General features: G+C 51.2%; 11 protein-coding genes. 3 read left to right on the forward strand and 8 right to left on the reverse strand.

Annotation, left to right across the window (positions count from 1 at the left end; genetic code table 11):
- Nucleotides 1-94 precede the first annotated feature (94 nt).
- The 3 genes from ACOJTG_RS22185 to purL all read right to left on the reverse strand — a co-directional run bounded on the left by ACOJTG_RS22185 (nt 95) and on the right by purL (nt 5,634).
- The gene (locus ACOJTG_RS22185; RefSeq protein ID WP_420155807.1) at nt 95-829 is read right to left on the reverse strand and encodes a LytR/AlgR family response regulator transcription factor; all 735 of its coding nucleotides are present in this window, start codon (nt 827-829) and stop codon (nt 95-97) included.
- Complete coding sequence (locus tag ACOJTG_RS22190; RefSeq protein WP_420155808.1) at nt 826-1,851, reverse strand: sensor histidine kinase; 1,026 nt, start codon at nt 1,849-1,851, stop codon at nt 826-828. The genes ACOJTG_RS22185 and ACOJTG_RS22190 overlap by 4 nt, the downstream gene beginning before the upstream one ends.
- A gap of 126 nt (nt 1,852-1,977) precedes the next feature.
- On the reverse strand, nt 1,978-5,634 hold the full coding sequence (gene purL / locus ACOJTG_RS22195; protein ID WP_420155809.1) for a phosphoribosylformylglycinamidine synthase: 3,657 nt from the start codon (nt 5,632-5,634) through the stop codon (nt 1,978-1,980).
- 359 nt (nt 5,635-5,993) lie between these two features.
- On the opposite strand from purL, the gene ACOJTG_RS22200 reads away from it, so the two are divergent.
- Nucleotides 5,994-7,850: an MGH1-like glycoside hydrolase domain-containing protein gene (locus ACOJTG_RS22200; protein WP_420155810.1), complete on the forward strand. Its 1,857-nt coding sequence runs from the start codon at nt 5,994-5,996 to the stop codon at nt 7,848-7,850.
- Nucleotides 7,851-7,914: 64 nt separating this feature from the next.
- Here ACOJTG_RS22200 and ACOJTG_RS22205 read toward each other — a convergent pair whose 3' ends face one another.
- The 5 genes from ACOJTG_RS22205 to ACOJTG_RS22225 form a co-directional block, all read right to left on the reverse strand.
- A complete protein-coding gene (locus tag ACOJTG_RS22205) occupies nt 7,915-8,520 on the reverse strand; it encodes a MarR family winged helix-turn-helix transcriptional regulator (RefSeq protein WP_420155811.1) in 606 nt (201 codons plus the stop codon).
- Nucleotides 8,521-8,787, reverse strand: coding sequence for a hypothetical protein (locus tag ACOJTG_RS22210; protein WP_420155812.1), 267 nt, complete (start codon nt 8,785-8,787; stop codon nt 8,521-8,523).
- A 78-nt stretch (nt 8,788-8,865) separates the two neighbouring features.
- On the reverse strand, nt 8,866-9,633 hold the full coding sequence (locus ACOJTG_RS22215; protein ID WP_420155813.1) for a hypothetical protein: 768 nt from the start codon (nt 9,631-9,633) through the stop codon (nt 8,866-8,868).
- 40 nt (nt 9,634-9,673) lie between these two features.
- Nucleotides 9,674-9,937, reverse strand: coding sequence for a DUF2024 family protein (locus ACOJTG_RS22220; protein WP_094808600.1), 264 nt, complete (start codon nt 9,935-9,937; stop codon nt 9,674-9,676).
- Nucleotides 9,938-9,959: 22 nt separating this feature from the next.
- On the reverse strand, nt 9,960-10,547 hold the full coding sequence (locus ACOJTG_RS22225) for a protoglobin domain-containing protein (protein WP_420155814.1): 588 nt from the start codon (nt 10,545-10,547) through the stop codon (nt 9,960-9,962).
- A 454-nt stretch (nt 10,548-11,001) separates the two neighbouring features.
- On the opposite strand from ACOJTG_RS22225, the gene ACOJTG_RS22230 reads away from it, so the two are divergent.
- Nucleotides 11,002-11,472, forward strand: coding sequence for a cupin domain-containing protein (locus tag ACOJTG_RS22230; RefSeq protein WP_420155815.1), 471 nt, complete (start codon nt 11,002-11,004; stop codon nt 11,470-11,472).
- Between the two features lie 45 nt (nt 11,473-11,517).
- A partial coding sequence (locus ACOJTG_RS22235; RefSeq protein WP_420155816.1) for a dihydrodipicolinate synthase family protein occupies nt 11,518-11,733 on the forward strand: 216 nt, incomplete at its 3' end.

The raw sequence follows: 11,733 nt of genomic DNA on the forward strand, positions 1-11,733 counted from the left end.
GTAGCTATTTGAGTACTGTCAAGTGCTGGTACTGAAAAACTGATTCTTGATTCAAGAACCAGAAACCCTTAAGCGGACACACCGACCAATACTATCAGGAATTAATCCACTCCTTAAACGCCTGTACCCGGTCGCGGCTTACGTACACCTCTTCTTCATCGGCGGGAATCAGTTCCAGCTTGAGACGACCGTTGAAGTGCGGGTGAATTTTCTGGATGCTGTCAATACAAACGAGACGATTACGACTGATGCGGTTGAACCGCCGGGCATCGACTTGTTCGGTGAGTTCTTCCAGGGTTGCATCAACTAGTAGTTTCTGTCCATCAAACGTGATTAGAAAGCTTAGCTTCTGATCGCTTTTGAAGTAGGCAATGTCCTGGGCCTTGACGACCGTAAATCCATTTCCCTTCCGAACCATAAATCGTTCCTTAGGCTCGGATTTAGGCGTTTCCGGGTTCTTTGATACAAACCGCTGGGAGAGGTACTCGTACTTTTTCAACGCCGCCCGCAGCTCTTCCGGATTAATAGGTTTCAGCAGATAATCAATACTGTTTTGCTTGAATGCCTGAATCGCGTACTGATCGTAAGCCGTGGTGTAAATGATGGGAGCATCGATGGCTAACCGCTCGAAGAGGGCAAAACTTTCCTGATCTTCCAGCTGAATGTCCGAGAAAATCAGATCGGGTTCGGGATGGGTACTAAACCAGTTTACCGCCTTTTCAACCGAAGGCAGTACGGCCAAGACCTCCAGCAAAGGATCAATTTGCTGAAGCAGAATACGGAGCTTTTCGGCCGAAAAAAACTCGTCTTCAATAATGACTACGTTCATAATGAATCGTTCAAAAGGGGTAAGCCCACGCGAAACGTGTCCGCCGTTTCTTCAATGCGAATGGACTGCCCGGAAAAATAACGGTAGCGGGCTTCCAGATTTTGCAGACCAATCCCACTACTAGGGACTTTTACCGTTTTTCGGCGTAAACTATTTTCTACCCATACGACCTGCTCTTCCGTGTAAATGGACAGACTCAGCGGATGGTCCTCGGAAATGTAATTATGCTTCACCGCGTTTTCGACCAGCAGCTGAATAGACAGGGGTAAAACCTGAGCAGCAGGTGTTGCAATCCGCAGGTGCATCTGGATTTTATTGTAAAACCGCACGTTCAGCAAAAAGCAGTACGCTTCCACCACGGCCATCTCCGCCGATAAGGGAACCTGTTTTTCTTCGGTATGGTCCAGTACGTAACGGTACACCTGAGCCAGCTTGGAAATGTAACGGTCGGCCAGAGCGGGGTCCTGATACACAACGCCACTGAGTACGCTCAAACTATTGAAGAGAAAATGCGGATCGAGCTGTTTTTTCAACCCTTCGACGCGAGCTACTAGGTTTTCCTCCCGTAGTTTTTCCTGTTCCAAAAGCGATTTTTTCCATTGATTAAACAGAAAAGTTCCTTCGTTAAAGGCAATGAATAAAAGGGCCAATAGAAAAGAGACAAAGCCATTCTGAACGATTACCCCCGCCGTAATGAGGACCGAAGAAACGAGACGGCTGTATAGCAAAATCCCGCAGATCAGGATCAGGGAGGAGAACAGGAAAATGCCCAGTACCTCATACACCAGATGTTGGGTCAGGCTTTTCTCCCAGGGGAAAAAATACAGTGTCAGGGCCTGAATGAATTTACTGCCTTCCCAGATCACATAACTGGTCACGGTAGCTACCAGAATGGAAAGCAGGTGAGCCGTAGATCCCAGTTCCATGGGTACGTAAAAGGTGGGCACCACCACGCCAAAGCAGCAGGCTCCCAGAACTGCTGTTCCCTTTACTCGGAAGCGATACGAAAAACGTTCTTTCAACTTCTGTGTCAATTAAAGTCGAAATCTACGGCAGTCCGGCGTTTCAACGCAAGCAAGATCTAAAGTTCCAGCCGGGAGTAGGGGTTCCAATGAAAAACGGGCTCCGTTTGCAGAGCCCGTTTCGTATTACTTATGATTCAAAAGCCAGTTGCGTGCGTTGACGAAGGCTTCCATCCAGGGTGATACCTCGTCGGTACGACCCGCCGGGTAGTAGGGCCACTGCCATTGCAGGGCCGAACGCTCGGCGTGGGGCATCATCACGAGGTGACGACCCGTTTGATCGCTCATCATGGCCGTATGGAACGAAGATCCATTAGGACTGGCCGGATACGTTTCGTAGGCGTACTTGGCCGCAATGTGGTACTCGCTCTCGGCGTAGGGCATTTCAAAACGTCCCTCCCCGTGGGAAATCCACACACCCAGCGTACTGCCCGCCAGCGACGAAAGCATCACGGAATTGTTTTCCTGAATCGTTACCGTAGTAAACAGACTTTCGTGTTTGTGCGAATCATTGTGCCGCATTTTGGGCTTCTCGGCGTGCTCGGGATTGATCAGGCCCAGTTCAATGAAGAGCTGACAGCCGTTACAAATGCCCACCGAAAGCGTATCCTCACGACCGAAGAATTGTTCGATGGCCTGCTTGGCTTTTTCATTATACAGGAAGGCACCCGCCCAGCCTTTGGCCGAACCGAGTACGTCCGAGTTGGAGAAGCCACCGACGGCACCCAGGAACTGGATGTCTTCGAGAGTTTCGCGACCCGAAATCAAATCCGTCATGTGTACGTCTTTGACATCGAATCCGGCCAGGTACAGGGCATTCGCCAGTTCCCGCTCGGAGTTACTGCCTTTTTCCCGCAACACGGCGGCTTTGGGACGAACGGCTCCGGCTTCGGGCTTCTGACCCGTAAAATGAGACGGGAAGCTGTACTGGAGTACGTGGTTTTTGTAGTTTTCGTACCGCTCCTTGGCCAGTTTGGGACCACTTTGTTTCTGATCCAGCAAGTAAGAAGTTTTGAACCAGACGTCCCGCAGGTGGTCAATGTCCAGCGTATACGTAGCCTGCTGATCCTTGATCGTCAGCGTGGGCTGAGCCGTTACTTCGCCTAGTTTGTGGAAAGCAACGCCTTTTTCCTGCAGTAGGGCTTCTACGGAAGCATCGGCCTGGAAAACAATACTGATGTTTTCGGCAAACAGCTTCGCTACGCTATCCTGCTCACCCAGGCTGCTCAGGTCGAGCGTGGCTCCGAGGTTGCGGTCGGCAAAGCAAAGTTCCAGTAGCGTCGTAATCAAACCACCGCTACCTACGTCGTGACCCGCCTGGATTTTTCCAGCTTTGATTAGTTCCTGGATGGTATTGAAGGCCGTTTTGAAGGCTTCGGCGTCGACCACATCGGGTGTTTCGTTACCGATGCGATTGAGTACCTGAGCCAGCGATGAACCGCCTAGCTTGTACTGATCGCTGGAAAGGTTGATGTAGTAAATCGATCCACCGTCTTTTTGAAGCACGGGTTCCACAACACCGCGTACATTATCGCAGGGACCTGCCGCCGAGATAATGACCGTTCCGGGGGCAATAACGTCTTTGTCGGGATACTTTTGTTTCATCGACAAGGAATCCTTACCCGTAGGGATATTGATACCCAGGCTAATTGCAAAATCCGAACAGGCCTGCACGGCCTGGTACAGACGAGCGTCTTCGCCGGGATTTTTGCTGGCCCACATCCAGTTGGCCGAAAGCGAGACGCTTTTCAGACCTTCTTCAAGCGGTGCCCAGACGAGATTGGAAAGCGATTCGGCAATGGCATTCCGACTACCCGCTGCCGGATCAATCAGAGCAGAAATCGGAGCGTGACCAATGGAAGTGGCAATGCCGTCTTTACCCTGGAAATCCAGTGCCATCACCCCCACGTTATTCAGGGGCAGGTGCAGCGGTCCGACGTTTTGTTGCTTAGCTACACGGCCACCTACGCAACGGTCGACCTTGTTGGTCAACCAGTCTTTACAGGCCACGGCTTCCAGTTGCAGGACTGCTTCCAGATACGTTTCCAGCTGGTTTACGTCATAGCTGACGGGCTGGTAGGTACGTTCCAAACGAGTATCGTTCATGACCGTCTTGGGAGCACTGCCAAACATATCGGCCAGTGCCAGATCCATGGGTTTGGAATCGGTCGTGTGGGAAGCAATCGTAAAACGATGATCCGCGGTTACTTCGCCCACGGCGTACATAGGAGCCCGCTCGCGGTCAGCAATGCGTTGCAGTGTTTCCAGGTCTTCGGTACCAATCACCAGACCCATGCGTTCCTGCGATTCGTTCCCGATGATTTCCTTGGCCGAAAGGGTAGGATCACCCACGGGCAATTTATCCAGGTCAATCGATCCGCCGGTTTCTTCGATGAGTTCGGACAAACAGTTCAAGTGACCACCCGCACCGTGATCGTGAATCGATACGATGGGGTTCTGATCACTTTCTACCAGACCACGCACGGCGTTTGCCACGCGTTTCTGCATTTCGGGGTTGGAACGTTGTACGGCATTAAGCTCAATACCCGAACCGAACTTACCGGTATCCGCCGAAGATACGGCCGCTCCACCGAGTCCGATGCGGTAATTATCCCCACCCATCACCACGATCTGATCGCCTGGTTTTGGTTCGTGTTTTTTCGCCTGTTCGGCTTTACCATAGCCGATACCACCGGCCTGCATAATCACTTTGTCGTAACCCAGCGTGCGGCCTTCTTCCTCGTGTTCGAAGGTTAAGACCGAACCCGTAATCAGCGGCTGACCGAATTTGTTACCGAAATCCGTAGCTCCGTTGGACGCTTTAATCAGGATGTCCATCGGCGTTTGATACAACCACTTGCGTTCGGCCACGGCTTTTTCCCAGGGGCGATCCTGTTCCAGCCGCGACAGGGCCGTCATGTAGACTGCCGTACCCGCCAGCGGAATGGAACCCTGCCCCCCCGCCAGACGGTCGCGGATTTCGCCGCCCGAACCCGTAGCGGCCCCACTGAAGGGCTCCACCGTGGTAGGGAAGTTATGCGTCTCCGCTTTAATCGAAATCACCGAGTCGAACTCGCTGACCTGATAAAACTCGGGTACGTCGGGCCGCTTGGGAGCAAATTGCTGCACGCGGGGGCCTTTGAGGAAGGCCACGTTATCTTTATACGCAGAAACAATCCCGTTGGGGTTCGTTTCCGACGTTTTGCGAATCAATTTGAAAAGTGAGGTCGGCTGAGCTTCGCCGTCGATGACGAAGGTACCATTGAAGATTTTGTGACGGCAGTGCTCGGAGTTTACCTGCGAAAAGCCAAAAACTTCCGCGTCCGTAAGCTTGCGACCGATTTTTTGGGACAAATCATTCAGGTAGGCTACCTCATCTTCATTCAGCGAAAGGCCTTCCTGCTGGTTGTAGGCGGCAATATCGTCGAGTTCCAGAATGGGTTCAGGCGTACTATCAATCGTGAAAATAGCCTGATTCAGCTCGGTGTATTTTTGAGAAACCATCGGATCAAAGTCCGTGAAGTCCGCTTCTACCTGCGTAAATTCTTCAATTCGGCTGATGCCCTGAATATTCATATTCTGGGTAATCTCTACCGCGTTGGTACTCCAGGGGGTAATCATGGCCGCCCGGGGACCTGTAAACACCTGGCTTAGGGTGGTTTCAGCAAGGACGGGGGCATCGCCAAACAGCCAGCTTAACTTAGAAAGGTCCGAATCCGTAAGAGACTGCTGGGTTTCCACTGCATAAACAGTAACCCGATCCGCAGAAAAGAAATAAATCATGATGGGAGTCTTGTGATATAAGCTCGGTACTTACCCGCAAAGGTAGCGTGATATAAGCGTTTCTTCGTGAAAAAACATGAATAAGGCAACGGTTAATCCACTAATTCGGATCAGTAGGGTTATTTAAACCTTTGTTGACCCGCCAGAAAGCGGGCAACCGCATGCCTTACCTGTTCACTATTCTTTAGAGAGGTAACTCCGTTTTATGGTGGTCCGTTCCTTACCTAAGATCAAGAAATACGCGTTTCTCACTGGATAGAATAGGGTCAAAATCCTTTTTTGAAGCCTCGCGAGTTGAAACCTTCCGTTTTCCGCTACTACCTTAGATCAGCCTTCGGGCTTAACCTCTTAAACCAACGATGAATCAACCTCGACTCCTTCCATTCCTACGTCGCTATCTCTCCGGGATTTGTTGGCTGGGCTGGCTTTTCCTGACGGCCTGTACCAGTCAAAAATCAACCTTGTATACCCGTGAATTACAGCGATTAAAAGATGCATCCAAACAAACCTTGTCCGCTCACGTAGATGAGTTCAACCAATATGCCAATCGCCCGGCGTCCGATGGCCCCTTTAACGCTGGTAACAATAAAGCGTTTTTACTGGCAAACGTGCCTTTGTTTCGTAGCTCCGCCGACAGTCTGACTAAGGTTTATAATTACCGCTGGTGGATGATCAGCAAACACCTGAAAGAATACGACGATCCCGAAGACCACAAAAAATACTGGGTGGTGACCGAGTTTTTCGGCGTGAAACCCTGGGCTTCCCTCAGCGGAGCCATTACCTGTCCCGCCGGGCATCAGTTTTATGACGTACGCTGGCTGCGGGATGATACCTTTCTCAAGTCCTACGCGGATTATTTCATGCGGGGCTCGGCTTCCCGGCTACCGCAGCGGGAGAACGGGAATTTCCTGACGTATCTGAGTCGACCGGAAAGTCACCATTTTTCGAGCTGGATGGTGAACGGCGTGGAGGCTTTTCAGAAAATTCATCCCGATCCGCAATGGCTGCACGCGGTATTGCCCGCAATGGAAAAGCATCAACAGGTCTGGGATTCGCTGTTTACGGTGCACACGCCCCGGTCCAAAACGGCGGGCATGTACAAAATACTCGACCTGTACGATGGCATGGAATTCAGCCTTTCGGCCGTTCTGGGTCTGATTGAAAGTCAGGGACCGTATAGTCTGTACACGAAAGATAACTGGCGGAAATACTACCTGGGTTGGGAAACGACGGGTAACGCCGCCCAATCGCAACAGGCCAAAGACTATCCTACGGCTTTCCGGAAAGGGTACCCGGACTATTACCTGGTTCGGCCTTCCGTGAACAGTTACGCCTACGGCAACCTGAAGTCGCTGGCTGATCTGTACCGATGGGATCAGGTGCGGTATACAAGCAAGACTACGAAAGTAGAAGAGTATACGGCTAAAGCTCAGGCCCTTCAGCAAAAGGTACTAAACGTGCTCTGGAACACGCAGGATCAATTTTTCAATACGCTGAGTGCCGGAGACAATGCCTTTGGTATCGGCGATTTTGAGGCCCGGGTACGGGAGTCGGTGGGATATACGCCCTGGTATTTTCAGTTGTTACCAAAGCAGAACTACCAGACCTACGCGAAAGCCTGGGACCTGTTTGCTTCGCGGAAAGGCTTTTACAATGCGGCGGGTATGACGACGGCGGAGCAGCAACATCCCTACTACAATGAACAGGCCTATGCCTGGAACGGCCGGGGCTGGCCTTTTGAAAACTCAGTCGTATACAAAGGATACGCCAACTACCTGCGATCGTATCAGGGAAATAGTTCGTCCGCCCAGAAACAACTCCTGTACGACTACATCGAGAAGCTCGCCCGGATGCATGGTACGAAAGAACTGAACATTGGCGAATGGTATATTCCGAGTAATGGAAAGACGTTCGGCGGCGAGTCCGATTATTTCCACTCCACATTTCCGGATATTATCATCGAAGACCTGATTGGGTTTACCTCCTTTCATGACAATAAATTTTCCGTATCACCCCTGGTACCCGAGCAGCAGTGGGACTATTTCTACCTGGGCAATATCCGCTACCACGGGCACGATGTTGACATCATCTGGAAAAAAGACTGGGATCCAGCCACGCCGGGCAATCAGAGTAAACTTTGTATCTGGGTGGATCAGAAGCTCAAAGCCAGCCGGGATCAGCTCCACGGAGAAATCACGGTTCAATTACCGAAGTGAAAGCAGGACTTCATACGAGTTAATGAAGCGAAAGGACGGATTAAAGCTACTGCAGCAGAGATGATTAAAGCACTTGCTCGTGCTCGGGGCAATCCAGCCGTAACAGCCCGGCTTCCAGCGGAATTTGTAGTAAACCGCAGTAATGAATCTGCCCATCAAACCGGTAGTGACGGCAGGTTTTGCACATGCGTTGAACCTGAATTACGCCGCGTTGCGTAAGCTCAAAGATGAGCTTGAATAGACTTTCGTACAGGATCGTTTTCTGTTCCTGCCCGAATGACTGCACTACTCCGTGCAGAACGTTGGCAAACGAACTGGTCTGATCGACCATTTGCTTTCCGGCGGGCGTCAGTTCCAGATGGTGACTGCGACTGTCCAGAGGGTCCGTGATACGTTGGACCAGAGCCTTCTGAACCAGTACTTTTACGGCATCGCTAATGGTGGGCTTGGTCAGGTTAAATTCCTTCGCCAGATACCCAACTTTACACTGGGTAGGTTCGTGGAAAGCCAGGAAAAGCAGTACTTGAATCTGAATAGGACTGAGTCCCGTATCCCGACTTTGTTGCCAGAGCAACACCCGAAATACTTCCCCAACCCGTTCCAGCCCCGCTACAATCTTGGCGTCTACGGAGCTGTTTTGTTGTTCTAAATTGAATATGGAATCCGTCATTCAAAAATCGCAGGTTTCGCAGTACAGCTCATAACCCTGATACGCAGGGGCGAACCTTCCTCCGGCACTGACCAGCTGGGCTACCGCAATCTGCTCACCCGAAGAAAGAAGGGCAAGCGGCCCATCTCCCGGATCGGTAAGCGTTACAAAAAGTGCATCAAGCGTAATCAGTTCGTGAAGTTCGCTAAAATACTGGACTTTCACGTACTGACGCTGTTGAATGAGGTCCTCCAGGTAGGAAGCGAAGGGAAGGCAGGTAGTTTCCATCGTATGCTAATAAAGAATGAGTGAATGCCTTTTTTTGGGGTACGGGATGGGCGTTGCAAACCCATCCCATACCAACCATTACTTCTTCGTTACCGAATACGGCAGGGATAACTTCCCCGACAACACGCCATACACGGCGTATACGCCCAGCAGGGGCTTATCTTCTGCTTTATGATGCGATGCGGTATCGCCGTGGGCCGGGTGATACATTTGCAGGTAGCACGTTACCGCATCAAAACGGAAATCCGTACGGTTATGAATGCGGTAGGCTGGAATGGCTACTCGAATCGTGGGTCCGGAAGTAACTACGTTGTAGCCCGGCGAATCAAAATAAATGGGCACGCCCGGGGCCGTTTTGGGCAGTACGACGGTCTTGTCATCCTTGCGAAAGGCTTTCACGCTGAGTCCGCCGGGTACGCGTTTATCTTCCTGCAATACCACCCAGTGCGGGTGCCAAACCAAGCCATCATTATCAAAATTCCCATCATTGTTTTCATCCCACAGTGGCGTATCATCCATGTCGGGGTGCGACGTCAGGGCCAGGGCTACGATGCCTTCGGTGGGCGAAAAGCCGACATCCTGTGGCTGAAGCGTAGTCGGAAACACGTAGGCAAGTACGGGGGCATTGGCCATACTGCCCGATGGTTTAGGCACGGTACGCCCGGCCTGCCCGCTTACCTTCATCGACATAACCACCAGATCCAGATCGGATTGATAGACGGCCTGCGTCGAAGTAACTTTAAAATCGGCATTGTTGTAGGCGGCTCCGGGCTGCGTAGTCTGGGCCAGAGCAAGTCCCGAAGAAACAACAAGCGTAGTGAATGTAAGGGCAAGGGAACGATTCATGATTGGTCGTGTAAAAGGATGATGGAATCAATGGGGAATGTTAGTAGCAACCCTGCATTTCAATGATGTGAAAACCCTGGTTGGTGATGCTGGTCTGTACTTCTTCCGTGGCCTGTTCAATGTGACAGAACTGACATTCCTTCGCGGTTAAAGGTTGTCCGGCTTGGCCTTTGGTTGCCAGATAGGTTTGTCCGTACTGGTGGATAGTATCCGTACAGGTTACGTTGGAGGGTACCAGAATGTCGAAGTGCATCAGTGTACCATCGGTACGGGTAACGTAGGTATCAAAAACAGAAACTTGCATGGCTTTGAAAGGAATAAAGTGATTAAAATTCGTTGGTGTGAACGTAAGGATAGCTCCACAGTACGGCGGTCAGCGTGACAGCTTTGAACCAGGCCGCGTGCATACTGGCTACGGTTTCTGCGTCGTGTCCCTTGGCTGCCAGAAAATCCTTGATGGTTAAGGTTAGGGGAACGATAAAGGCCAGGATGTACCGCAGGTGAATAATGGGTTCGGCCTTGGCCTCGTCGGTGCGGTTCTTCTTAGCCGTATGATGACGCAGGGCTATTTCCTGCTGATACGCCAGCCAGGCGGTGTCGTAGGGACGCGTGCAAGTGTCAATGATCCACTGACCAAACCGCTTCCGGACCGCCGACAGGTAATGGGCGTCGGGCTGGCCTTGTAAACTAAAGTAGTGCAGCAGGTGCGGGTGGCTGCCCACGTAACCGTACCAAACGTCCAGTATTGCTTCCGTTTGATCCCCCAGTACATCACCTGCCAGTTGCAGAAAACGCTCGTCTTCCGGACTAAATAGTACTGTTTGTTTAAGTAAGTCCAGTTCCTCTAGCGAGAGGGGAGTGGTTTGGGATACGTCACCGTATGTGTATCCAGGAATGGCATGTGATTCGCTCATCGTTGCTTGGTAAAAGGTTCGTGACAAATGTAGTTAGGATTCCTAACTATTATAATTTTGACGATTTTTCTTTTATCAATGAGTCTATTGATAAAATCTATCGTGCCTACTGAAGTATTCCTGGTACTTTCTCATTGAGGATAGGATCCTGCTTATGTACACAAGAATAGAGATCCAGTTTAGGAGCAAGCAGACGGGGGCATCAGCTAGGTTATGTAAGGATCAGATAAGAGGAACTGGATTCTGACGGGTTCCTCAATACTGGTTCATATCTACGCCTCAATACTGAGGGTGATTTACTAATCAGCCTGAAGAACGTACCAGTCTCAATAACCAAGATTCAATCTGGACCAGTAGTATTTGTGAAAACTGGATGATTCGTAGGGTCCAAACTGCCTGCACTTTTGTGACGTCAATCAACGAAACGATGACTAGTAACGAATCAATAAGGCCTATGGAAACTGCATCACCCAAAGACGAAAAATTCACGTCTAACGATTTTCACAAAACCTACGCACGTCCCGTGTTCCGGAGTCCCGAAAAACTGATTCACCGAAACGTCGAGCAGGCGGGTGCCCATGAGCAGTTCTCTTCCGAGCGGAAGCACCCGGTTTTCTTCGTCGATCTGCCCACGCAGAACGTCAGCATGACCATCGGCGGATTGCTACCCGATCAGCTTACCAACCGTCACCGGCACACCTACGAAACGGTGCTTTACGTACTGGAAGGACAGGGCTGGACGGAAGTGGAAGGCGAACGCGTGGAATGGAAGGCGGGCGACGCCGTTTACATTCCTTCCTGGGCCTGGCATCGGCACCAGAATACGAGTGCTACCGAGCCAGCCCGGTATCTGGCTTGCGAAAACGCTCCCCAATTGCAAAATCTAGGCGTGGCCTTACGCGAAGAAGAAGGTCGTGACCTCTAAACCCACCCGGCCGGGGCATTCGGTCCCGGCCTTACCTGACTACGTATGACGAATGTACCTTTTCACGGCGTTATCGCCTATCCAATTACTCCCTTCGACCCTGCTGGAAAGGTCGATCTGGGCTTATTTAAATCACTGGTGGAACGCCTGGTGGTGAACGGCTCTCACGGCATCGCTCCGCTGGGGAGTACGGGCGTGTTACCCTATTTGACGGACGAAGAAAAAGAAGCCCTGACGGAAGCAACCATCCAGCAGGTCGGC

The organism is Siphonobacter sp., from assembly GCF_048595215.1.
Lineage (GTDB): Bacteria > Bacteroidota > Bacteroidia > Cytophagales > Spirosomataceae > Siphonobacter.

What these genes read in the sequence shown, in the direction of transcription:
- ACOJTG_RS22230 (WP_420155815.1), top strand. Translation starts at nt 11,002, where the DNA reads ATGGAAACTGCATCACCCAAAGACGAAAAATTCACGTCTAACGATTTT.
- ACOJTG_RS22185 (WP_420155807.1), bottom strand. Translation starts at nt 829, where the DNA reads ATGAACGTAGTCATTATTGAAGACGAGTTTTTTTCGGCCGAAAAGCTC.
- ACOJTG_RS22205 (WP_420155811.1), bottom strand. Translation starts at nt 8,520, where the DNA reads ATGACGGATTCCATATTCAATTTAGAACAACAAAACAGCTCCGTAGAC.
- ACOJTG_RS22200 (WP_420155810.1), top strand. Translation starts at nt 5,994, where the DNA reads ATGAATCAACCTCGACTCCTTCCATTCCTACGTCGCTATCTCTCCGGG.
- ACOJTG_RS22225 (WP_420155814.1), bottom strand. Translation starts at nt 10,547, where the DNA reads ATGAGCGAATCACATGCCATTCCTGGATACACATACGGTGACGTATCC.
- ACOJTG_RS22215 (WP_420155813.1), bottom strand. Translation starts at nt 9,633, where the DNA reads ATGAATCGTTCCCTTGCCCTTACATTCACTACGCTTGTTGTTTCTTCG.
- ACOJTG_RS22220 (WP_094808600.1), bottom strand. Translation starts at nt 9,937, where the DNA reads ATGCAAGTTTCTGTTTTTGATACCTACGTTACCCGTACCGATGGTACA.
- ACOJTG_RS22210 (WP_420155812.1), bottom strand. Translation starts at nt 8,787, where the DNA reads ATGGAAACTACCTGCCTTCCCTTCGCTTCCTACCTGGAGGACCTCATT.
- purL (WP_420155809.1), bottom strand. Translation starts at nt 5,634, where the DNA reads ATGATTTATTTCTTTTCTGCGGATCGGGTTACTGTTTATGCAGTGGAA.